At 69.4% G+C, this 22,395-nt stretch carries 21 protein-coding genes; 13 read left to right on the top strand and 8 right to left on the bottom strand.

Features of this window, described 5'->3' with window-relative positions:
- Positions 1 to 7 precede the first annotated feature (7 nt).
- The 3 genes from Q0C38_RS05700 to Q0C38_RS05690 are packed head-to-tail and all read right to left on the bottom strand — an operon-like array spanning position 8 to position 2,161.
- The gene (locus Q0C38_RS05700) at positions 8 to 343 is read right to left on the bottom strand and encodes an EamA family transporter (RefSeq protein ID WP_291296097.1); all 336 of its coding nucleotides are present in this window, start codon (positions 341 to 343) and stop codon (positions 8 to 10) included.
- Positions 340 to 1,350: a glycosyltransferase family 2 protein gene (locus Q0C38_RS05695; RefSeq protein WP_291296096.1), complete on the bottom strand. Its 1,011-nt coding sequence runs from the start codon at positions 1,348 to 1,350 to the stop codon at positions 340 to 342. Before Q0C38_RS05695 ends, Q0C38_RS05700 begins: the two co-directional genes overlap by 4 nt.
- 19 nt (positions 1,351 to 1,369) lie before the next feature.
- Positions 1,370 to 2,161, bottom strand: a complete 792-nt coding sequence (locus Q0C38_RS05690; protein WP_291296095.1) for a class I SAM-dependent methyltransferase — start codon at positions 2,159 to 2,161, stop codon at positions 1,370 to 1,372.
- 160 nt (positions 2,162 to 2,321) lie between these two features.
- On the opposite strand from Q0C38_RS05690, the gene Q0C38_RS05685 reads away from it, so the two are divergent.
- The 3 genes from Q0C38_RS05685 (at position 2,322) to Q0C38_RS05675 (ending at position 6,109) form a co-directional block, all read left to right on the top strand.
- Positions 2,322 to 3,161 carry a MaoC family dehydratase N-terminal domain-containing protein gene (locus Q0C38_RS05685; RefSeq protein WP_291296094.1) on the top strand — a complete coding sequence of 280 codons (840 nt, stop codon included), beginning with the start codon at positions 2,322 to 2,324 and terminating at the stop codon, positions 3,159 to 3,161.
- Between the two features lie 124 nt (positions 3,162 to 3,285).
- Positions 3,286 to 4,230, top strand: coding sequence for a TAXI family TRAP transporter solute-binding subunit (locus Q0C38_RS05680; RefSeq protein ID WP_291296093.1), 945 nt, complete (start codon positions 3,286 to 3,288; stop codon positions 4,228 to 4,230).
- Positions 4,231 to 4,261: 31 nt separating this feature from the next.
- A complete protein-coding gene (locus tag Q0C38_RS05675; protein WP_291296092.1) occupies positions 4,262 to 6,109 on the top strand; it encodes a TRAP transporter permease in 1,848 nt (615 codons plus the stop codon).
- Here the strand turns inward: Q0C38_RS05675 and Q0C38_RS05670 are convergent.
- From Q0C38_RS05670 to Q0C38_RS05650, 5 genes are all read right to left on the bottom strand, one after another.
- Positions 6,106 to 8,115, bottom strand: a complete 2,010-nt coding sequence (locus tag Q0C38_RS05670; RefSeq protein ID WP_291296091.1) for an acetate--CoA ligase family protein — start codon at positions 8,113 to 8,115, stop codon at positions 6,106 to 6,108. The two genes, Q0C38_RS05675 and Q0C38_RS05670, sit on opposite strands and share 4 nt — an antisense overlap.
- Positions 8,112 to 9,269 carry an acyl-CoA dehydrogenase family protein gene (locus Q0C38_RS05665; protein WP_291296090.1) on the bottom strand — a complete coding sequence of 386 codons (1,158 nt, stop codon included), beginning with the start codon at positions 9,267 to 9,269 and terminating at the stop codon, positions 8,112 to 8,114. Before Q0C38_RS05665 ends, Q0C38_RS05670 begins: the two co-directional genes overlap by 4 nt.
- 1 nt (position 9,270) lies before the next feature.
- Positions 9,271 to 10,179 carry an SDR family oxidoreductase gene (locus Q0C38_RS05660; protein ID WP_291296089.1) on the bottom strand — a complete coding sequence of 303 codons (909 nt, stop codon included), beginning with the start codon at positions 10,177 to 10,179 and terminating at the stop codon, positions 9,271 to 9,273.
- Between the two features lie 85 nt (positions 10,180 to 10,264).
- Positions 10,265 to 13,297: an AAA family ATPase gene (locus Q0C38_RS05655; RefSeq protein WP_291296088.1), complete on the bottom strand. Its 3,033-nt coding sequence runs from the start codon at positions 13,295 to 13,297 to the stop codon at positions 10,265 to 10,267.
- Between the two features lie 3 nt (positions 13,298 to 13,300).
- On the bottom strand, positions 13,301 to 14,431 hold the full coding sequence (locus tag Q0C38_RS05650) for an exonuclease SbcCD subunit D C-terminal domain-containing protein (RefSeq protein WP_291296087.1): 1,131 nt from the start codon (positions 14,429 to 14,431) through the stop codon (positions 13,301 to 13,303).
- Between the two features lie 252 nt (positions 14,432 to 14,683).
- Here Q0C38_RS05650 and Q0C38_RS05645 point away from each other — a divergent pair, with 252 nt between their 5' ends.
- The 10 genes from Q0C38_RS05645 to Q0C38_RS05600 all read left to right on the top strand — a co-directional run bounded on the left by Q0C38_RS05645 (position 14,684) and on the right by Q0C38_RS05600 (position 22,250).
- The gene (locus Q0C38_RS05645; RefSeq protein ID WP_291296086.1) at positions 14,684 to 15,157 is read left to right on the top strand and encodes an SUF system Fe-S cluster assembly regulator; all 474 of its coding nucleotides are present in this window, start codon (positions 14,684 to 14,686) and stop codon (positions 15,155 to 15,157) included.
- A gap of 81 nt (positions 15,158 to 15,238) precedes the next feature.
- Complete coding sequence (gene sufB / locus Q0C38_RS05640) at positions 15,239 to 16,693, top strand: Fe-S cluster assembly protein SufB (protein ID WP_291296085.1); 1,455 nt, start codon at positions 15,239 to 15,241, stop codon at positions 16,691 to 16,693.
- Positions 16,694 to 16,728: 35 nt separating this feature from the next.
- A complete protein-coding gene (sufC, locus tag Q0C38_RS05635) occupies positions 16,729 to 17,475 on the top strand; it encodes a Fe-S cluster assembly ATPase SufC (RefSeq protein ID WP_291296179.1) in 747 nt (248 codons plus the stop codon).
- A 1-nt stretch (position 17,476) separates the two neighbouring features.
- Complete coding sequence (gene sufD, locus Q0C38_RS05630; RefSeq protein WP_291296084.1) at positions 17,477 to 18,841, top strand: Fe-S cluster assembly protein SufD; 1,365 nt, start codon at positions 17,477 to 17,479, stop codon at positions 18,839 to 18,841.
- Positions 18,838 to 20,091, top strand: a complete 1,254-nt coding sequence (locus Q0C38_RS05625; RefSeq protein ID WP_291296083.1) for an aminotransferase class V-fold PLP-dependent enzyme — start codon at positions 18,838 to 18,840, stop codon at positions 20,089 to 20,091. The genes sufD and Q0C38_RS05625 overlap by 4 nt, the downstream gene beginning before the upstream one ends.
- 5 nt (positions 20,092 to 20,096) lie before the next feature.
- Entirely contained in the window at positions 20,097 to 20,591 is a 495-nt protein-coding gene (sufU, locus tag Q0C38_RS05620) for a Fe-S cluster assembly sulfur transfer protein SufU (RefSeq protein ID WP_291296082.1), read from the top strand.
- The gene (locus Q0C38_RS05615) at positions 20,588 to 20,965 is read left to right on the top strand and encodes an SUF system Fe-S cluster assembly protein (protein WP_291296081.1); all 378 of its coding nucleotides are present in this window, start codon (positions 20,588 to 20,590) and stop codon (positions 20,963 to 20,965) included. The genes sufU and Q0C38_RS05615 overlap by 4 nt, the downstream gene beginning before the upstream one ends.
- A 20-nt stretch (positions 20,966 to 20,985) precedes the next feature.
- Positions 20,986 to 21,351, top strand: a complete 366-nt coding sequence (locus Q0C38_RS05610) for an iron-sulfur cluster assembly accessory protein (RefSeq protein ID WP_291296080.1) — start codon at positions 20,986 to 20,988, stop codon at positions 21,349 to 21,351.
- 24 nt (positions 21,352 to 21,375) lie between these two features.
- Positions 21,376 to 21,609, top strand: coding sequence for a DUF2798 domain-containing protein (locus tag Q0C38_RS05605; protein WP_291296079.1), 234 nt, complete (start codon positions 21,376 to 21,378; stop codon positions 21,607 to 21,609).
- Positions 21,610 to 21,656: 47 nt separating this feature from the next.
- Positions 21,657 to 22,250 carry a malonic semialdehyde reductase gene (locus Q0C38_RS05600; protein WP_291296078.1) on the top strand — a complete coding sequence of 198 codons (594 nt, stop codon included), beginning with the start codon at positions 21,657 to 21,659 and terminating at the stop codon, positions 22,248 to 22,250.
- Positions 22,251 to 22,395: the final 145 nt, after the last annotated feature.

Below are 22,395 nucleotides of genomic sequence, written 5' to 3'. Positions count from 1 at the left end.
CCGGCGCTCACGCCGTGGCGAGCAGCAGCACCCCGGCGATGATCAGCGCCAGCCCGCCGATCTGCTGCAGCCCGACAGGCTCCGCCCAGATCAGCCAGCCGACGACGGCGACCACAACGTATTGCGAGGCCGCCGAGGGGAAGGCGACCGAGACGGGAATGCCGCGCAGCGCGAACAGGTACAGGAACGCCCCGCCGCCGTAGAGGGCGAGGCCGGCGATCGTCGTCGGCCGGAACACCTGCTCGATCACCGATCCTCCGGCCGCCGCGCCGGTCTTGAGCAGCAGTTGCCCCGCCACCCCGACGATAAGCGCGCCGATCAGCGCCGCCCAGTGCGGGTTCACGCCGCACCCTCCGATGACGGATGCGCAGCCGCGCGTCGCCCGCCGCCCTCGGCCACCGCGCGCACAATGCCCTGCGGCTTGCGGTTGCCGGTGAGGAAGGTGCGGCCGAGATACTCGCCAAGGATGCCGAGGATGACGAACTGCACCCCCGACAGCAGCAGGATCACCACCATCGTGCTGGCCCAGCCCTGCGGCTGCTCGCCCGCCAGTGCCGAAAGCACGACGACCAGCGCGCCGATGGCGCCAAGTGCCCCCATCGCCACCCCGGCGAACACCGCGAGCCTGAGTGGCAGCAGCGAGAAGTTCACGGCAAGGTTCAGCCAGAGCCGCACGAGCCGGCGGATCGTGTAGTTGCTCACCCCCTCCGCGCGCGGCAGGTGCATCACCTCGAGCGAGCCGAGCCGCTGCGTCACCTGCATGATGAGGCCGTCGACATAGGGGTAGGGACCTTCGTAGCGGGTGATGCCGTCGACCACGAGGCGGCTCATGCAGCGGAACGAGGAGAGGTAGAGGCCGCGCGGCTTGTCGAGCAGCATGTCGGCCACCCGGTTGGCGAAGCGGCTGCCAAGGTTGCGCCACCCCTCGTGCTTCTTCTCGGCATAGCGGGTGTAGACGACGTCATACCCCCGGTCGCGCGTGTGGAGGAACAGCCGCACCACCTCCTCCGGCGGGTTCTGGAGGTCGTCATCCATCGTGATGACGAAGGCGCCGCGGGCGTGGCGTAGCCCGGTCATGACCGCGTTGTGCTCGCCGTAGTTGCGCGCATGCTCGACATAGGTCAGCGGCACGGCCGAGGTGTGGAGCAGGGCGCGGCACACATCGCCGCTGGTGTCGGGGCTGCCGTCATTCACCAGCACGATCTCGAGCCCGCCGGGCACCTCGAGCGCGCCGAGGGCAGCGACCAGCGCGCCCACCGTCGCCGCCCCGTTGTAGACGGGAACGACCACCGAGAGAGCCGGGGCGTCGTGCAGCGGGTCGGCCAGGCGCTGCGCGGAGCCGCTTGGCATGTCCATCATCGTCATCCGGTCAGGGTTTCACGGCAACGGCGAGAACGGAACCACCCACCGGGAAGCGCACCCCGGCGCCGATCAGGGCCCGCTCGACCGCCGTCACGGCCCGGAACATCGCCTCGATCGGTGGCGGGAACGCGGCGACATCGCTGCGGTCCTGTGGTGCAGCATCGCCCTTGCCCGATCGCGTCAGCAGCTTGCGCTGCACGACCATCAGCGGGAACAGCAGGCTGTTCCAGTGCAGCACCTCGATCGGCCGGAAGCCTGCGGCTGCGAGGCGGGCGCGCAGCACGTCGCGGCTGTAGCGCTCGCGCGTGTGCACGCGCCTGTCATGGGCGGAGACGAGCCAGGCATGGGCCGGCATGTTCAGCACCACGATCCCGCCTGGTGCCAGCACGCGGTGGAGCTCGCCCAGCGCGCGCCCCTCGTCCACCGCGCGATGGCAGAGCACGTCGCAGGAGACGGCCGCGGCGACGCTGCCGGTGGCGAAGGGAATGTCGTTGGCAGAGGCGCGGACCAATCGGGCCTTGGGAATCTTGGCGTGCGCGCGGCTGACCGCCTCGGCCACGATGTCGAACCCGGCGAGTGGCCGTGCGGCAACCCGCCCCTCCTGCATCGCAGCGTCAAGGCGGCGCAGCAGGCCACCGGTGCCGCAGCCGACATCGAGCAGCGGCAGGGTGGCAGGGAGCGGCAGGCTGGCAGGTGCCGCGTGGCGGGCGAGCGCGCGGATCACCATCGCGTGCAGCCCTGCGTACCACCACATGCGGTCCTCGACCGCATCCATCAACTCGTATTCCTCGGCTTCCATCTCGCCCCGATGCAACCCTGGCCGTGTCACTGTCCGGAATGGTGCAATGCGATTGAGCCGGTTTCACGGCGGCTCCGATGCACCTGAGGTCTGGCCGGCCAGCAATTTCCACATTACGCAGGCACGAGACTCGGCAGGCGCGGCAAGGGGGAAACGGTCAATGAGCGAGTGGGATGCCTGGGTCGGGCGCAGCGAAACGGCAGAGGACACGGTCGATCACGGGCGCATGGCAGCACTCGCGGCAACACTCGACCGGTCCCTGGCTGACTGCGCCCCGGATGGGGCGCTTCCCCCCCTCTGGCATTGGACGCAGTTCCAGGCCTGGGTTCCCGCCTCGGCCATCGGGCCTGACGGGCATCCGAAGCGCGGCGGGTTCCTGCCGCCGGTGCACGACCTGCCGCGACGGATGTTCGCCGGCGGCAGGCTCGGCTTCCCGGGCCAGTTGTTCCCGGGCGAGCGCATCGTCCGCACCAGCACCATCACGAAGGTGTCCGAGAAGACCGGCAGCACGGGGCAGCTCGTGTTCGTCACCGTCCGCCACGTGATCGAGGGCCCGCGCGGGGTGGCGATCACCGAGGAGCACGACATCGTCTACCGCGGCCTCGAAGGGGCAGCGGTGAAGACAGCGCCCCCCCCACCACCGCTCCAGGCTGCCGCCACGCGTCGCGACGTGGTACCCGACCCGGTGTTGCTGTTCCGCTACTCCGCGTTGACTGCCAATGGGCATCGCATCCATTACGATCGCAGCTACGTGACGGAGGTCGAGGGCTATCCGGGCCTGATCGTGCACGGGCCGCTGCAGGCGACGCTGATGGCAGGCCTCGCCCAGCAGGTCGCGCCAGGGCGGCGCATTGCGTCCTTCTCGTTCCGCGGCCTCCGCCCACTGTTCGACCTGGCACCGTTCGCCGTTCTCGCGGTGGCGGGCGAGGGGGCGGTCACGCTCGAGACGCGCGACGCCGCCGGGTATCCCTGCATGCAGGCAGAGGCCGTGATGGCCTGACCGTCAAGGCCTCGCCTCTCCGGAACGGGTTGACCAAGCAGGGGGCGCGCCTTTCAATGCCGGCCTCGGGCGGCCGGGAAACCCTGAGACCAGGGTGATGCCGTCATCGATGGGGAGAACGTTCATGACGCCGGGACTCCGTCTCGCGGCCATTGCTGCCGCCATTGCCACGCTGCCACTTGCCACCGCAGAGGCCCAGACGCTCCGCATGATGACGGGGCCGCAGGGCGGCGTGTGGGTGCCGATCGCCGGCGCGCTGAAGAACATCTGGGAACAGAACATCCCGGGCGTGGCCATCCAGACGCTGCCTGGTGCCGGTGTCGCCAACGTGCGCGGCATCGACGAGGGCCGTGCCGAGATCGGCTTCGGCAACTCGATCACGACGGTGGACGGGCTGAACGGCGCTGAGCCGTTCCCGCGCAAGGTGACCAAGGTCTGCAACCTCGGCAACCTGTATCCGCAGTATTTCCAGGTCGTCACCCTCGCCGACGCGAACATCCGCCGCATCGAGGACCTGCGCGGCAAGTCGATCGCGATCCAGCCGCGCGGCAACACGGCCGAGGTGGTGACGCGCCACATCCTGCAGGCCGCTGGCATGCAGTACAGCGACGTGCGCGCCAACTTCCAGGCGAGCTACACCGACGCCGTCGGCCTCATGAAGGACGGCCACGCGGTTGCCTTCACCCTCGGCACCACCATCCCGGCCTCGTCGGTGATGGACCTTGCGTCCGCGCGGCAGATCCGCTTCGTCGACCTCACGCCTTATGGGGAGGCGATGAAGAAGATCAACGCCGGCTACAACCTCGGCCCCGTTCCGGCCAACACCTACCCGCAGCAGACCGAGGCGGTGCCGCAGATCGTCTACTCCGCGCACCTGATCGCTGCCTGCGACCAGCCGGAGGAGCGCATCTACCGCATGGTTCAGCTGATGTTCGCCAACCTGAACGCGCTGACGCCGATCAACCGCGCGCTGCAGGGGCTGACGCCAGCGGCGGCGGCAGAGGACATCGGCGTGCCGCTGCATCCGGGTGCTGCGCGCTTCTACCGCGAGCAGGGCGCGCGCGGCTGATCACGTCAACGGGCGCGGCGGGAGAGAACGCATGACCTACCGCCGCGCCATCGGCCTCCTGGCCGGGCTTCTGGCCGCGGCGATGGCCCTGTTCCACATGTGGGCCATCGCCGTCTCGCCGCCGGAGGCGGTGATCTTCCGCGGCATGCACCTGCTGTTCGCGGTCGTGCTCGTGTTCCTCACCTTGCCGCTGCGCACGTCGCGCGGCGGCACCAATCCCGGGATCGAGGACTGGGTTCTCCTCGTCGTCGCCTGCGCGCCGATCCTCTACCTGTTCGCAACCTACCAGGAGCTCGTGAACAGGATCCCGATGATCGACGACCCGACGCCGATGCAGGAGCTGATGGGCTGGGCCTGCGTGGCGACGGTGCTCGAGGCGACGCGCCGGGCGATCGGCTGGGCGCTGCCGGTCACGGCGCTGGTGTTCCTCGCTTACGCCTTCTTCTTCACCTCCGTCACGCCGCTGATCATCCTCGACCAGCTCTACCTGACGACGGACGGCATCTTCGGCTCGACGCTCGGCGTCTCGGCCGGCTTCGTCGTCATCTTCGTGCTGTTCGGGTCGTTCATGGAACGATCCGGCACCGGCAAGCTGTTCATGGATTTCGCGCTCTCCCTGACCGGCCGCTCCACCGGCGGGCCCGGCAAGGTCGCGGTGCTGTCCTCGAGCCTGTTCGGTACCGTCTCGGGCTCGGCGGTGGCGAACGTGATGGTCACCGGCCAGGTGACGATCCCGCTGATGCTGCGCACCGGCTTCCGCGCGCCCTTCGCCGCGGGCGTCGAGGCGGTGGCGTCGACCGGCGGGCAGATCATGCCGCCGATCATGGGTGCTGCCGCCTTCGTGATGGCCGAGTACATGGGGGTCGCCTACCTGCAGGTGGTGCAGTGGGCGGCGCTGCCGGCCATCCTCTACTACGCTGCCACCTTCGCCGCGGTGCATTTCGAGGCCAAGCGCGCGCGGCTGGCTGGCCTCCCCGACCATGAAGTGCCGCGGTTCATGCATACGATCACGACGAACGGGCATCTCTTCATCCCGATCTTGCTGATCCTTGGCGGCCTCTTCGCCGGATACTCGGCCCCGCTCGCCGCCCTCGTCGGCACGCTGGCCTGTTTCCCGGTCGCCATGCTGCGGGCAAGCTCGCGGGGCAACGTCTCCTTCACCGCCGTGTGGGAAGCGCTGCTCGATGGCGCCAAGGGCGCTCTCGGCGTCGCCATGGCCTGCGCCTGCGCCGGCATCGTCATCGGCATCATCTCGCTCACCGGCGTCGGCATCACCTTCACGCAGGTTGTCGTGAACGTGGCGCAGCAGAGCCTGATCGTCGCGCTCGTGCTGACGATGATCGCCGGCATCATCCTCGGCATGGGCATGCCGACGACGCCGGCCTACATCGTCATGGTGTCGCTGCTCGTGCCGGCGCTGATCAAGCTCGGGGTGGTCGAGCCTGCGGCGCACATGTTCGCCTTCTACTTCGCGATCCTGTCTGCCATCACGCCGCCAGTCGCGCTCGCGGTGTTCGCCGCCGCGGGGCTTGCCAAGAGCGAGCTCTGGAGCTCGGGCTGGGCCGCGGTGAAGATCGGCGCTGCCGGCTTCATCGTGCCGTTCATGTTCGTGTACGAGCCTGCGCTGCTGCTGATCGGCGACTGGCCCACCGTCCTGCACGCGAGCGTGACGGCGACGGCTGGCTGCCTGCTGCTCGCCGGGGGTCTGCACGGGTTCCTGTTCACCGCGACGACGACGTGGCAGCGCGTGGCGCTCATCGCCTCCGCGTTCTGTCTGATCAAACCGGGCATCGTCACCGACCTCGCTGGCTTCGGTCTCGCCGGTGCAGTGATCCTCGCACAGCTCGCAACACGGCGGCGCGAAGCCACCGCGAGCTAGCCGCGCACGACCAGGGCATCGAGGGCGACAACGCCTTCGCCCGCGGGCTTGACGAGAAGCGGGTTGATTTCCGCTTCCGCAACGTTCGCCAGCGCAGCAATGCGCGAGAACGCAACGACCGCGTCTGCAAGTGCTGCGAGGTCTCCCGCCGGCCGCCCGCGGAACCCGTGCAGCTGCGCGAGGGGTGCGCCCGCGACCATCGCCTCGGCTTCCGCACGCGACAGGGGGGCCGCGCGGACCACTGGCGGCGGCAGGAGCTCCGCGAGCACCCCGCCTGCGCCGAGCACGACGACGGGCCCTGCCTGCGGATCACGCCGGAAGCCGAGCAGCACTTCGCCAACCCCGCGCTGCATGGGTGCGATCAGAAGCCCCGCAAGCGCCGTGTCGCGGAACCGCGCAATCATGTCACGCGCCGCGTGCCTGAGCGCGCCGCGATCAGGGACATTCAGCACGACGCCGCCCGCGTCCGTCTTGTGCGGCAGGGCGGCCGAGACCGCTTTGAGCGCAACGGGGTACTCGATCGCCCATGGAATGCCTGCGAGGCCGGCGAGGTCCGTGATGAGATGCGCGGGTGCGAGCGGAACGCCGAGGGCAGCGAACACCGCGCGTGCCTCGGCTTCGTCGAGCACCGCGCCGCGCGCGGCGGCGAGTGCGGCGGCAGCGACCGTCACATCACCCGCGTCGATGGCGGGGGAGGGGGGGCGCCAGGCGAGAAGCGCCCTTATCGCATCGGCGGCGGCTTCAGGCGTGCGGAAACAGGCGATCCCGCGCGCGGCGAGGTGGCGCGTGCTTTCGGGCGCGTCGGGGGCGAGGAACACGGCAAGGGGCTTCGTCATCCGATCCGCTGCCGCAACGACACCGGCGACGCTCGTCTCCGGCCTGAACTGGGCCGAGCTGCCGATCACGGCAAGCACGGCATCGGTGCCCGCATCCGCATCCATCGCGGCGAGCTCTGCCGCGATGCGGGCAGGCTCGGTGCCGGCGAGCGTCATGTCGCGCACCACGGGGGCCGCGATGCCGGCCAAACCGAGGCGATCGACCACAAGTGCCGCGGCACCGCCCGTCGTCGTCAGCACCGACACGGCACGACGCGGCCCGGCGATCGGCCGCGCATGGGCGAACAGGGGTGGTGCCTCGATCAGCGCCTCGAAACTGTCGAGGCGCGCGATGCCCGAGACGCCGAGCAGCGCATCGACAGCGGCATCCGAGCCTGCCACCGCGCCCGTGTGGCTGACGGCCATCGCAGCACCTGCGTCGGACCGGCCGAGCTTGTAGGCGAGCACGGCCTTGCCCGCCGCATGCGCTTTCGCTGCCGCCTCGCGAAGACCGATCGGATCGCGGATCGTTTCGAGGAACAGCAGGATCGTGTCGGTTCCCGCATCGTCGGCGAGCAGCGCCAGAAGCTCCACGACACCGAGATCGGCCTCGTTGCCGGTCGCTGCCAGCACGGAATAGCCGAGCCCGCGCGCCGCGCCGCGCGAGAGCATCGCCCCGATCATGCTGCCCGAGTGCGAGAGCACGGCCGTGCGGCCGGGCGGAAGCGGCGGTTCCATCGCCAGCACGGCGTTGACCGACAGCGCGATGCGCGCGGCGACGTTGATCACCCCGATGCAATTCGGCCCCATCAACCGCACGCCACCGGCGCGTGCGGCGGCGAGCAGCCTTTCCTGCCGTGCCGCCCCCTCCGGCCCTGCCTCGGCAAAGCCATCGGCCAGCACGGTCGCGACCGGGATGCCCTTCGCCGCACAGTCCTCGACCGCCGTGATCGCACGGTCTGGCCCGAGCAGGATGAAGGCGTGGTCGATGGGGCCGGGGATGTCGGCGATGGACGCATAGGCACGCTCGCCCATGATCTCGCCGGCGTTCGGGTTCACCGGGAAGAGTGCACCGTCGAAGCCGTGGCGGCGAAGGTGGATCTGCGCGCGCGCTGTCAGCTTCGCAGGATCGGCCGATGCACCGACGAGTGCGATGCGCCGTGGCGCAAAGATCGCCTCGGCCAGCGTCATGGGGCGCGCGGCGGGCGCTGCGGGAAGCTTCGCCCGAAGATGCCCTCCGCGATGCGGTTCTTCATCATCTCGAGCGACCCGCCGGCGATCATCCAGCCGCGCGACTTCCTGAGGCAGTATTCGAGCAGAACGTCATTGGAATACCCTGTGCCGCCCATCACCTGCATCGCCTCGTTCACCGCAAGCCAGCCTGCCTGGTTGCAGGCATGCTTGGCGATTGCGACCTCCTGCGCATCCGGCAGGCCAGAGCCAGCATTGCTCGCTGCGCGGTAGAGCAGCAGCTGCGCGGCATCGAGCGCGATGCGCATCTCCGCGAACTTCCACTGCAGGCCCTGGAACTCCATCAGCTTCCGGCCGAACTGCACGCGCGTCTCGGCATGGTCCTTCGCGAGCCGGAACGCGCATTCACCGACGGCACGCGAGCGCGCCGAGTTGCCCACGCGCTCGACATTGAACCCCGCGATCTGGCGGCGGAACCCCCCCTCCTTCAGCAGCACGTTGCCTGGTGGCACGAACACGTTGTCGAAATGCAGCGGCCGCCAGGTCTCGCCGTTGAGGTAGCGGCGCACCTCGCCCATCGAGAACCCGTCCATCCCGCGTTCGAGGATGACGCTGCCGATGCCTTCCGTGCCGGGGCCGAAACGGCAATAGATCAGGAAGATTGACGCATCATCGCTGTTCGAAGTGAACACCTTGCCGCCATTGAGGCGCCAGCCGTTACCGTCGGCCGTGCAGGTCGAGCGCAGGTCGGTGAGTGCCGAGCCTGCCTCGGGCTCGGTCATGCCCACGGCGCAGATCGCTTCGCCCGCGAGCAGGGGGGCGAACCAGCGTTCCTTCTGCTCAGGCGTGGCGTATTCGGCGAGCGTTCGGAACGCGCCGAAATTGCCGGCCTGGAGCACATCGGCGCTGCGCGGGCACACCTCCGCCACCGCCTCGGCCGCGAGCACCGCATCCATCAGCGACCCGCCCTGGCCGCCATCCTCTTCCGGCAGCATGATCGCGAAGAGGCCGTTCGCGGCCATCAGCTTCGCGATGTCCCACGGGAAGCCCTCGTCATGCGCGCGGGCCACGGCACTTGCGGCGAGGTTGTTGGCGGCGAACCGGCGCACGCTGTCCTGGAAGGCGCGCTGCTCCTCGGTCAGGCGGAAATGCATCTCAGACGGGGTCCCACGAGAACACGTCGGCCGAGCGGTCGAGCGGGTAGAAGCTCGCGCGCAGAGCCGGCATCGCGTGTTCGGCGATCGCCTCCGCCGTCCAGCCGCCCTCGCGCTGCAGGCCGCGCAAGGGTCGGCTCTGGCCCATCAGGAAGATCTCGTTGTTGCGCACGGCGAAGATCTGGCCCGTCACGTCCTTCGCCGCATCGGAGGCAAGGAACACTGCCATCGAAGCGATCTTGTCGGGCGTCATCTGCTGGAGCTTCGCCACGCGCGCCTTCTGTTCCGGCGTGTCGGTCGGGATCGCGCCGATCATGCGGCTCCACGCGAAGGGCGAGATGCAGTTCGAGCGCACGCCGAACCGCACCATGTCGAGCGCGATCGACTTCGAGAGCGCGGTCATACCGAGCTTGGCGGCGGAGTAGTTCGCCTGGCCGACATTGCCGATGAGGCCGGAGGTGGATGTCATGTGCACGAAGGCGCCGGAGCCCTGCTCACGGAAATGGGGTGCTGCCGCGCGCGAGACGAAGAAGCTGCCGTTGAGGTGAACGCCGATGACGGAGAGCCAGTCCTCCGGGCTCATCTTGTGGAAGATCACGTCGCGCAGGATGCCGGCATTGTTGACGACGACGTCGATGCGCCCGAAACGCTCAAGCGCTGTCTGCACGATTGCCTGCGCGCCGTCCCAGTCGGCGACGGAGTGGGTGTCGAGCACCGCCTCGCCGCCTCCCTGTTCGATCAGCTGAACAGTCTGGCGGCCAGGGGTGTCATCGCCTCCGGCCCCTGTCACCGAGGCGCCGATGTCGTTGACGACGACCTTCGCCCCCGCCTTCGCCATGGCGGTGGCAACCTCGCGGCCGATGCCGCCGCCCGCGCCCGTCACCACAGCCACCTTGCCCGCGAGCAGCATTGCCGTTCCTTCCGTGTTGTCGTGCCGGGATGGTTCTAGAACCGTTGGCGCCCCCGGCAAAGGGCCAGGGGGCCGTCGCGCGGGATCATCCGATGACGAAGCGCGCCGTGCTGCCGCGCAGGCCCGGTGTGACCTCGAGCCGCGCTGGGATGCGCGCCTTCAGCTCCCCCACATGGCTGATCAGCCCGACGAGCCGGTCCCCGCCAGGCAGGCCGGCGAGAACGTCCATCGCCTTGTCGAGAGCCTCCTCGTCGAGGCTGCCGAACCCCTCGTCGATCAGCAGCGCGTCGATCCGCCGCGCCCCGGCATGCGCCTGCACCGTTTCGGACAGGCCGAGCGCGAGGGCGAGTGCCGCGCAGAACCCCTCGCCACCCGAGAGCGTGCCGGCCGGCCGCGCCTGACCCGTCCACTCGTCGAACACCTCGATGTCGAGGCCGATGGCAGCGTTCGCACGCTCAGGCTCCGCGCGGCGCAACAGGCGGAAGCGGCCATCGAGCATGCGTGCGAGATGCGTGTTGGCGGCAGCGAGCGCCTGGTCGAGCAGGCTCGAGAGTACGAAATCCTCGAGCGACATGCGGAACCGGTTCGTGCCCCGCGTGAGGGAGGAGACCTTCGCGACGGTCGCGTGCCGCGCGCGGGCCTCGGCAAACCCCGCCTCCGCCGCATGGATGCGCACGAGCCGCGAGGTCGCTGTCGCCGCACGCTCGCGCGCCATGCCGTCCTCGCGCCCGGCTTCCTGCGCCGCGGCGCGGTGCTGCTCCGCAGCGGTGGCGAGTGCGGCGAGGTCAGGCGTTGCAAGCCCCGCGGCGGCCTCGGCCGCGCGTGCCGCCTGTTCGCGGGCCGCGGCAAGAGTTGCGTCATGGGTGCGGATGGCGGCCGACAGCGCCGCGATCGTTGCGGGGGCGAGCACCGCTGCACGGTAGGCGGCGATGCCAGCGAAGCCGAGGCGCGACGCAGCGTCGGCGAGGCGCCGCTCGGCGTCGGTTGCCCGTGCATCGGCATCGGTCACCGCAGCTGCTGCGCGCTGCTCCCCCTCGCGAGTTGCGACGAGCGCAGCGTCGGCTGCTGCCTTCGCATCGCGCTGGTGCGCCAGCGTGGTGCGGAGGGCCTCCGCCGATGCCGCAGCGTCGGCGATCCGCGCCGCGAGTGTTTCGGCATCGCGTGCCTCCTCCGGCACGGCGCCGAGCAGGGCGGCGTGCGTCGCTTCCGCCGCGGCGAGACGTTCGCCGGCCATGCGTAGCGCATCACGCGCATGCAGCGCTGCCGCAGCCGCCGTCTCGGCGGCCGTGACTGCGTTGGCCGCGCGCGCGGTGAGCGTGGGCAGCGCTGCCTCTGCCGCCTCCGCCTCCGCCAGTGCTGCCTCTGCGGCGGGCAGCGCCGCATCGGGTGTTCCAGGGTGGGCGGCGAGCCTGGCCTCGAGCCTGTCACGCTCACGCGCGGCGGCGTCACGCGCGGCATCGGCGCGCAGCAGTTGCGTCTCGGCCTCGCGCGCGGCCACCGCAGCGTCATCCTCTGCCGCGCGTGCGGCGGTGACGTCAGCGCCCGTCCCGCCTGCGTGATGGGCGGGGGATGGGTGATGACGGCTGCCGCATACGGGGCAGGCCTCACCCTCGGCGAGCGCCGCGGCGAGCGCGGCTGCGCCTGCCTGCAACGCGGCGCGCTCCGCGGCGATGCGTGCCTCGCGCGCTTCATCGAGGCGGGCGGACGCAGCAGCATAGCGCGCCATCGCTCTCTCATGCGCGCTGGCCTGTTGTTCCGCCGCGGTGCGGGCACCGGCAAGCGCGCGTGCGTCCTCGGCCAGCGATCGGGCGAAGACCAGCGCGGTACCACGCTCCGCCGCACGCTCGGCGAGCGCGCCGGACGACGCGAGCGCATCGGCTGCCGCACGCGCGGTTGCTGCCGTCGCGGCTGCATCCGCCTCGGTGCGCGATGCCTGCGCCATGGCGACCGCATGCGCAGCGGCGGTGGTGTGGGTCTCGCGTGCAGCCGTTGCAAGGCCTGCTGCCTGCCCCTGCAACGCCTCGAGCCGCGTCGCTTCCGCCGCTGCCTCGTTCGCCCGCTTGGCGCGGGCAGCTTCGTCTGCGAGGGCGCGTGCTGCCGTCTCGCACAGCTTCTCGGCGTCCGCCACGCGGTGCGTGGCCTCGGTGGCAGCGGCGCGTGCGCGTGTTGCCTCCGCGAGGGCGGCGGCGTGGTGCGCCTCATCCGCCGCCACGTCCTGCGCACGCCGTGCCGCTTCGAGCCGGACACGATCGACCTCGACCGCCGCACCGTGCTGTTCGCACGCAGCGAGCCGTTCCGCGGCTGCGCGGGCATCGCCGAGCAGGCGGGCAACGTCGCGGCCTGCGGCCAGGTTGTGTTCCGCCGCTTCCGCCGCGCGTGCCGCCTCGGCGGCGGCGCGCGCGCTTTTGATTGCTGCATCGGTCAGCGCTGACGCAGCCTCCTCAGCCGCCGCGATCGTCTCAGCACCTGCCTCCGTCAGCAGCGTGCGCCGATGCTCCTCGGCCGATGCGGCTTCCGCCTCCGCCATCTTCTCCATTTCGCGCAGCTGTTTCTCGATGCGGCGATAAAGGGCGGTGCGGAACAGGGTTGCGAGGATCTGCGTGCGCGCGCCACGGTCCGCCACCAGCAGCTCGCGGAACCGGCCTTGCGGCAACAGCACCACCTGGCGGAACTCGTCGGCCGTGTAGCCGAGCAGCTCCGCCAGCGCATCGCGCACGGGTGCGGCCTGTTCGGCGAGCACACGCTCCGCGGCATCCTCGCCGCGGCGCCACAGCGTCACGTCACCTGCGCGCTTCACCTCGCGGCCACCGCGGCCGAGCGCGGTCTGCGCCGGGGTGCGGCGGATGCGGTAGTGGTCCGGCCCGAGGGCGAAGGCGAAGTCGACGAAGGTCGAGACCGTTGCGGGTGCGTGATGGCTTCGGAGATCGGCCGCCCCACGCTCATCGCCGCTGCTCTCGCCGAAGAGAGCGAAGCAGATGGCATCGAGCAGCGTGGTCTTGCCAGCCCCCGTCGGCCCGTGGATCAGGAAGATGCGGTGCGCGCCGAGGGCAGAGAAATCGATCACCTGTTCGCCCGCATAGGCGCCGAAGGCGGAGAGGTGGAGGCGTTCGGGGCGCATCGCTCAACCCTCGTCGCGCGATGCTGCCGCGATTGCGCGCGTGGCGAGGGCGCGTTCCTCCGGCGCGAGGGGGCCCGCGCCGATCCTGTCCCAGAACGCCTCGAGCATCGCGAGCGGATCCGCGCCCAGGCCATGCTGCGGTCGCTCCCGCCCTGCCGCCGATGGTGCGATATCGAACCGGAGATCGAGAACGGAGGGGTAGCGCTCGTTGAGCAGGGGCTTCGCGCCGAACGCAGGTTCGGTCAACGTCACCTGCAACCAGTCCTCGCGCCCCGGTCCATCGGCGGTCCTGAGCACGTCATCGAGCGTGCCGCGGAGCGTGCGCAGCCGCCGGCGGGGGACGAGCGCGATCGGCTCCGACGTGACGGCACCGTCACGGCCGATGGCGACAAGGCTGACGGATTTCCCGGCCCCCGCTTCCGAGAACGAATAGGCAAGGGGGGAGCCGGAATAGGCGATGCGCCCGCCATCCATCGCCTGGCTGCGGTGCAGATGGCCGAGTGCGACATAGTGGAACCCATCGAGATGCGCGGCCGAGACGGCGCCGGAACCGCCGACCTGGAGCACACGCTCGCTCTCGCTGGTCAGGCCGCCCTGGACGAAGGCGTGCGCGACGAGGACCGAGCGTGATTGCGGGCGGATAAGGGCGCGCGCCCGCGCGGCGATGGCGGAAAAGGCGCTGTCATGGTCACCGATCGCAGACCCATCCCCGAGCAGTTCCGACACGAGCGCGGGCGAACCATAGCCCGCGGCGACGATCGAGACCGGCCCGTGCCTGTCCTCGAAGGGGAACACCTCGGCGAGCGCGCTGCGGGCGACATGCAGGCCCGCACCGGCGAGCAGCGCCGCGCCGAAGGACAGGCGGCGGGGGTCGTCATGATTGCCGGCGATCATCACGACGGGGGTGCGCAGGCCGCGCACGATGCGGCCGAGAACGTCATCGAGCAGTTCCACCGCATCGGCCGGTGGCACGGCACGGTCATAGACGTCCCCCGCGATGATCACGGCATCGGGGCGCGTGTCCTTCACCAGGTCGAGGAACGGGCCGGAGAGCAGCCATTCCTGCTCCTCCTGGAAGCTCTGCCCGCAGAGGGTGCGGCCGAGATGCCAGTCAGCGGTATGCAGCAGGCGCATGCGACCCCCACGTCATTGGTTGGTGCTGAGATGAGCACGATCTGATGATCGGTGCGTCCGTGCCGCCGCGAAACCCGGGCGGGGCCGGAATTCGCTCCCTCGGCGCCACGCCACGCCAGGATTTGTCGTCACATGGCCGTTCCGCGAGCCTTGACATGACCCTGCCTCGGGCGCATCTCCCGATACAGGACAAGCGCGGTCCGGATTGTTGAGCCCCGCCTTGGGGAGGCCCCGGTTTCGTGAGGCTTAAGGATGTTCAGGCTCTCGAAGATGTCCGACTACGCCGTGGTCGTGCTCAGCGAACTTGGGCGTGACGGGACTGTCGACAAGCGCAGCGCGACCGACCTCGCCGCCGCCACGGGCGTCGCCGAGCCGACGGTCGCCAAGGTGTTGAAGCTGCTGGGCGCTGCCGGTCTGGTGACGAGCCAGCGCGGCGCGCAGGGCGGCTACAGGATCGCCAGGCCGCTCTCGCGGACGCCGATCGCCGACGTGATCGTGGCGATCGAAGGGCCCATCGCACTCGCCGCTTGCGTCGACGGCGCGACAGGCGGTTGCGAGGCGGAGGCGTGCTGCCCAGTGCGTGGGCGTTGGGACCCAGTGAACAGCGCGATCCGCCGGGCGTTGACTGACATCACGCTCGCCGACATGCAGTGCCCCGCCTGGGCGACGCCGATGCCTCAGGCCCGCATGGCCGAGCCGCGTGTGACGCTTGCGGTGGCCGAATAGGCGCCAGGGACCACATGCCAAGGACCATATCGGGCCCGAAGCAGAGATGATCGAGACGAGACAGAGGCAACAGGGAACACCATGCCAGCGGTAGCCGAGACGATCGATACGGTCCGCGATGTCACCGAAGCCGGCTACAAGTGGGGCTTCGAGAGTGACATCGAGCAGGACATCATCCCAAAGGGTCTCGACGAGGATGTTGTCCGGCTGATCAGCGACAAGAAGGCCGAGCCTGCCTGGCTGCTCGAGTGGCGTCTGAAGGCGTTCCGCGCCTGGCAGGCGATGGAGGCCCCGCACTGGGCGGCCGTGTCGTACCCGCCGATCGACTTCCAGGAGGCATCGTACTATGCCGCCCCGCGGCAGACCGTGGCGCCGAAATCCCTCGACGAGATCGACCCCGAGCTGCTCCGCACCTACGAGAAGCTCGGCATTCCGCTGAAGGAGCAGGAGCGTCTGGCGGGCGTCGCGGTCGATGCGGTGTTCGACAGCGTGAGCGTCGCGACGACGTTCAAGGACAAGCTCGCCGAGAAGGGCGTGATCTTCTGCGCGTTTTCCGAGGCGGTGCACAACCACCCGGAGCTGGTGAAGAAGTATCTCGGCTCGGTCGTTCCGGCGGGCGACAATTTCTATGCGGCGCTGAACAGCGCGGTCTTCTCCGACGGCTCCTTCGTGTACATCCCGAAAGGGGTGCGCTGCCCGATGGAGCTCTCGACCTATTTCCGCATCAACGCGCGGAACACCGGGCAGTTCGAGCGCACGCTGATCGTCGCCGAGGAAGGCTCCTCCGTCTCCTATCTCGAGGGCTGCACGGCGCCGATGCGCGACGAGAACCAGCTGCATGCCGCGGTGGTCGAGCTCGTCGCGCTCGACGAGGCCTCGATCAAGTACTCGACGGTGCAGAACTGGTACCCCGGCGATGCCCAGGGCCGCGGCGGCATCTACAATTTCGTCACCAAGCGCGGCGCCTGCCGCGGGGCGAAGAGCAAGATCAGCTGGACGCAGGTCGAGACCGGCAGCGCCATCACTTGGAAGTACCCGTCCTGCATCCTGCAGGGCGAGGGCTCGGTCGGCGAGTTCTATTCGGTGGCGATCACCAACAACCGCCAGCAGGCCGATACCGGAACGAAGATGATCCACCTCGGCAAGGACACGTCATCGACGATCGTGTCGAAGGGGATCAGCGCGGGTTTCGGGCAGAACACCTATCGCGGCCTCGTGCGCATCATGCCGAAGGCACACAACGCGCGGAACTTCACGCAGTGCGACAGCCTGCTGATCGGCGACAAGTGCGGCGCGCACACGGTTCCCTACATCGAGAGCCGCAATCCGACCGCCAAGATCGAGCATGAGGCGACGACGAGCCGCATCGCCGAGGACCAGCTGTTCTATTGCCGCCAGCGCGGGCTGTCGGAGGAGGAGGCCGTCGGCCTCATCGTGAACGGGTTCTGCCGCGAGGTGCTCGCGGTGCTGCCGATGGAGTTCGCGGTGGAAGCGCAGAAGCTTCTCGCGATCAGCCTCGAAGGCAGCGTTGGGTGAGTGAAGGAATGAATGCGATGGCGACGAGCGAGGCAATGCTTGCAATCGAAGGTCTGGCCGCGACGGTTGACGAGAAGCCGGTGCTGAAGGGGATCGACCTTTCGGTGCCGGCCGGCGAGGTGCATGCGATCATGGGCCCGAACGGCTCGGGCAAGTCGACGCTCGGCTATGTGCTCTCGGGCCGCGAGGGCTATGACGTGACGGGCGGCAGCGTGTCGTTCCGCGGCCAGGATCTGCTGGCGATGGAGCCCGAGGATCGGGCCGCGGCTGGCCTCTTCCTCGCCTTCCAGTATCCCGTGGAACTCCCCGGCGTCGGCAATGCGAACTTCCTGCGCCAGGCACTGAACGCCGTCCGCCGCAAGCGCGGCGAGGCGGAGCTCGACGCGATGCAGTTCCTCAAGCTCGTGCGCGCCAAGATGAAGGTGCTCGGCATGAGCGAGGAGATGCTGAAGCGCTTCGTGAACGTGGGCTTCTCCGGTGGCGAGAAGAAGCGCAACGAGATCCTGCAGATGGCCGTGCTCGAGCCGGCCTTCTGCGTGCTTGACGAGACCGACAGCGGCCTTGACATCGATGCGCTCAAGATCGTCGCCGATGGCGTGAACGCGCTGCGTGGTCCCGAGCGCGGCATGCTGGTGATCACGCATTACCAGCGGCTGCTCGCCTACATCGTTCCTGACCGTGTGCATGTGCTGCTCGGTGGTCGCATCGTCCGCTCCGGCGGGCCGGAACTTGCGCTCGAGCTCGAGGAGAAGGGCTATGGCGAGCTCCAGCAGGCGGCGTGAGATGACGACCGCCGTCATCGACGCAGCCGTGCAGCCGGCAGCGCTCGTCCATCCCGCCGTCGCTGCCGCTCTCGCGCGGCACGAGGCGCTGGCAAAGAGGCTGCCCGGCCATCGCCATGGCTGGATCCGGGAGATGCGCGAGGACGCTGCCGCGGCGTTCGCGCGGGCGGGTTTCCCGACGCGCCGGAACGAGGAGTGGCACTACACCGACCCGCGCGCGCTTGTCGACACGCGGTTCGGCGAGCCGATCGTCGCGGCCGACGGCGCCGTCACGCTGCCGGGAGGCATGCCCGATGCGGGTGCGCCGAAGCTCATGTTCGTCGACGGCCGCTTCCGGCCCGACCTCTCCGAGCTCGCCGCACTGCCGGATGGCGTTCGCGTCGAGAGCCTCGCCGCACTCCTCGAGGCGGGCGACGAGGCGCTGAGCCTGCGGCTCGGGTCGCTGGCGGATCGTTCCAGCTTCGTCGCGCTGAACGCGATGCTGGCCGAGGATGGCGTGGTGATCACATGCACCGCGGCGCCCGACGCAGGCGCGCGTGTGCATCTCGTGTCGATCGCAACGGCATCGGGTGACCGCCCCCTGGCGTTCCATCAGCGGCACGTTGTGTCCGTCGCCGAGGGGGCTTCGCTTGCGTTGTTCGAGAGCGCCCACGCCGCGGGCGCGACACCCTATTTCAACAACACGGTGGCTGAGATCACGCTCGGTGCGCGCGCACGGATGACGCATGTCCGGCTCCAGGCAGAAGCGCTCGGTGCGTTCCAGGTGTCGACCGTGTTCGCGCACCTGGCTGCAGGCGCCGAGTACGACAGCTTCGTCCTCGCCGCCGGTGCGAGGCTCGCGCGGAACGAGGTGCATGCCCGGCTCGAGGGCACGGGGGCGATCGTGCACCTGAATGGCGCGCAGCTCGGCGACGGCGTGCGGCACGTCGATACCACCACGGTGATCACCCACGCAGCACCTGCGTGCGCCAGCCGGCAGACCTTCAAGTCGGTTCTTTCCGGCCGGTCGCGTGCGGTATTCCAGGGCAAGATCCACGTCCATCAGGTCGCGCAGAAGACCGACGGCTACCAGATGAACCAGGCGCTGCTGCTGAGTCCCGAGTCAGAGATCGACGCGAAGCCGCAGCTCGAGATCTACGCCGATGACGTGAAGTGCAGCCATGGTGCGACGGTGGGCGAGCTTGACGCCAACCAGCTCTTCTATCTGCGCAGCCGCGGCATCCCGGCACCGGAGGCACGCGCGATGCTGATCGAGGCCTTCCTCGCCGACGCGCTCGAGGCCGTGCGTGACGAGAGGCTGCGCGCCGCGCTCGCCGATGCGACGGCACTCTGGTGGGCGCGGGCGCATGCGGAGGCCGGCGCATGAGCGACGCATCCACACTCGACAGGGCAGCGGTACTCGACGTCACCGCGATCCGCCGCGAGTTCCCGATCCTCTCCGAACAGGTGCGCGGCAAGCCGCTCGTGTTCCTCGACAGTGCGGCCTCGGCGCAGAAGCCGCGCGCGGTGATCGCGGCGATGGTGCACGCGATGGAGCACCAGTACGCCAACGTCCATCGCGGCCTGCATTGGATGAGCGAGCGCGCGACGGAAGCCTATGAGGCAGCGCGCGATGCCGCGCAGGGCCTGCTCGGTGCGGCCTCGCGCGACGAGATCGTCTTCGTGCGCAACACGACCGAGGGCATCAACCTCGTCGCGCACAGCTATGGCCGTGCGATGCTGAAGCCGGGCGATGCGGTGCTGATCAGCGCGATGGAGCACCACAGCAACATCGTACCCTGGCAGATGCTGCGCGACAGCCATGGTACCGAGCTTCGCGTCGCCCCGGTGACCGACCAGGGCGAGCTCGACATGCCGGCCTTCGAGGCGCTGCTCGCCGATGGCCGCGTGAAGCTGGTTGCCATCACGCACATGTCGAACGTGCTCGGCACCTATACGCCGGTGGAACGTGTCATCGCGCTCGCGCATGCCGCTGGGGCGAAGGTGATGCTCGACGGCAGCCAGGCGGTGGTTCACCGCAGGGTCGACGTCCAGGCGCTCGGCTGCGATTTCTACGTGTTCACAGGCCACAAGCTCTACGGCCCGACCGGCATCGGCGTCCTCTGGGGCCGGGCAGAACTGCTCGAGGCGATGCCGCCCTTCCTTGGAGGCGGCGACATGATCTCGTCGGTCTCGTTCGAGCGGAGCGAGTGGGCGCGCGTGCCGCACAAGTTCGAGGCGGGCACGCCGGCGATCATCGAGGGCATCGGCCTCAGGGCCGCGATCGACTGGACGCTCGCGCTCGGCTGGGACCGGGTGGCCGCGCACGAGCAGGCGTTGACCGACCATGCGCTCGCGCGCCTCTCGGCGATCGAGGGCTTGCGCATCATCGGCAGCGCGCAGGATCGCGGCGGGGTAGTGAGCTTCACGCTCGATGGCGTGCACGCGCACGACGTGGCGACGATCCTGGATCGCCAGGGCATCGCGGTGCGCGCCGGCCAGCACTGCGCCGAGCCGCTGATGCGGCGCTTTGGGCTCGACAGCACCGCGCGGGCGAGCTTTGCCGCCTACACGACATTGTCGGAGATCGACTACCTGGCCGAACAGCTCGCGCGCGTCCGCGCCTTTTTCAGGTAGGCACGATGGCAAGCGAGGCGGCCTTCGACGAGCTGCGTGACCTCTACCAGGAGGTCATCCTCGATCACGGCCGCCACCCGCGGAACCACCGCCGGCTCGATGATGCCGATCGTTCCGCCAAGGGTGACAACCCGATGTGCGGCGACCGTGTCGAGGTGTTCCTGCGGCTCGCGCCTGACGGGCGGATCGCAGAGGCCAGTTTCGACGGCCGCGGCTGCGCGATCAGCCAGGCTTCGGCGAGCCTGATGACCGAGCTGGTCGCGGGTCGCACGCCGGCCGAGGCATCGTCGATCGGGGCGGCGTTGCGGATTCTCGCGCGCACCGGGTCCTGTCCGGTGTGCGAGGGTGAGACCCGGGCTGCGATGGAGCGTCTGGCCCCGCTCGGCGGCGTGTCGGAATATCCATCGCGGGTGAAATGTGCCACGCTCGCGTGGCATGCGCTCGATGCCGCCCTGACAGAAGACGGGCTGGCGGGAGAGGGGAGGGCGAGCACCGAATGACCGTTGAACACGAGAGTGGGGCCATCCACACGGCCTGGACGCCGGATGGCGAGGTTGCGCCGGCGCCCGCGCGGGTGAGCGAGGATGCGGTGATTGCCGCCTGCGCCTCCGTGTATGATCCCGAGATTCCCGTGAACATCTACGAGCTCGGCCTGATCTATGCGATCGAGATCGAGGATGACGGGCGCGTGCATATCGAGATGTCGTTGACAGCCCCCGGCTGCCCCTCGGCACAGGAACTGCCGGAGCAGATCAGGGGTGCCGTGCTTGCCGTGCCCGGCGTCACCATGTGTGATGTCGACGTCGTCTGGGACCCGCCCTGGACGCCGGAGCGGATGAGCGAGGACGCACGCCTCGCCGTGAACATGTTCTGACCAGCCAGGATGACGAGGCCATGAGCACGCTTGCAGAACCGAAGAAGTCCCGCGCCCTGCCGCCGCTGATGGCGTTGACGGATCGCGCCGCGGAGCGGTTGCGCGCGCTCTACGCACAGCCAGGGGCCAAGGCCTATCTCCGCATCTCCGTTCGCACCCGCGGCTGCTCCGGCCTCTCCTACGACATGGCCTATGTCGACGAGCCAGGCCCAGGCGACGAGGTGGTCACCGACCAGGGGCTGACCGTGCTGGTCGACCGCAAGGCCAGCATGTTCCTCATCGGCACGACGATGGACTACACCTCGGATGCGCTGACCTCGGGCTTCACCTTCACCAATCCGAACGAGAAGGGCCGCTGCGGCTGCGGCGAGAGCTTCCACGTCTGAGGTCCGAGATCCAGGGACGGACCGATGCGCCTGCCAGGCCGCTATGCGCCGATCCTGTTCGGCTTCCTTCTCTCGGGCATGATGAGCTTCCTCGTCTCCGGCATCTCGACGTTCAAGGCTCTCGGCGTCGCCCCTGATTTCATGGCGGCATGGCTCTCGGCCTGGGGCTTCGCCTGGCCCGTCGCCTTCGCCAGCGTGCTTGTCGTCGCACCGTTTGTTCGACGGATCGTTTCGCGGGTGACGGAACCCGCGCGGTGACCACGTTGCCGCGCGCCGTCACCTGACCCTCGCCATGGAGATGCCCGATGGATTCCGCCATTCCAGCCGCCGCGCTCGATACCCTGTTCCGCGATGCCCGCACGCAGAACGGATGGCGCGACGAGCCCGTGCCGCGCGAAACGCTCGTCGCCCTCTATGACCTGGTGAAATGGGGCCCGACCTCGGCCAACATCCAGCCGATGCGGCTGAAGTTCCTCACCACGCCGGCGGCGAAGGAACGGCTCCGGCCGCATCTGTCCGCCGGCAACCTCGAGAAGACGATGGCAGCCCCAGTCGTCGCCATCCTCGGCAACGACATGGCGTTCTACGAACACCTGCCGCGCATGTTCCCGCACAACCAGACCGCGCGGACATGGTTCGAGGGCAAGCCCGAAGCCATCGCGGCGGCGGCGATGCGCAACGGATCGTTGCAGGGCGGCTACTTCATCCTCGCCGCGCGCTCGCTCGGCCTCGATTGCGGGCCGATGTCGGGCTTCGATGCCGACGGCGTCGACGCCGCGTTCTGGGCCGGCACGGCGGTGAAGACGAACTTCCTCTGCAATCTCGGCCATGGCGATCCAGCGAAGGTGCTCGGCCGCCTGCCGCGCTTTCCGTTCGACGAGGTGTGCGAGATCCTCTGACCGACGCTTCCCTCCTCCAGGCAGCCCGCTTCACGGCGCATGACAGCGTCACGGCATTGATGCATCGGCAGGGTTGAGCGGCGAGGAATCGCGTGCCAGCATCGATCCCTCAACGCTCCGGCAGCGACATGGAGCGGGTTCGGGA

The sequence above is a fragment of the Elioraea sp. genome (genome assembly GCF_022842375.1).
Taxonomy (GTDB): Bacteria; Pseudomonadota; Alphaproteobacteria; order Acetobacterales; family Acetobacteraceae; genus Elioraea_A.
Note: the sequence above shows the minus strand (reverse complement) of the source record. Positions and strands in the feature narration are given on the sequence as shown.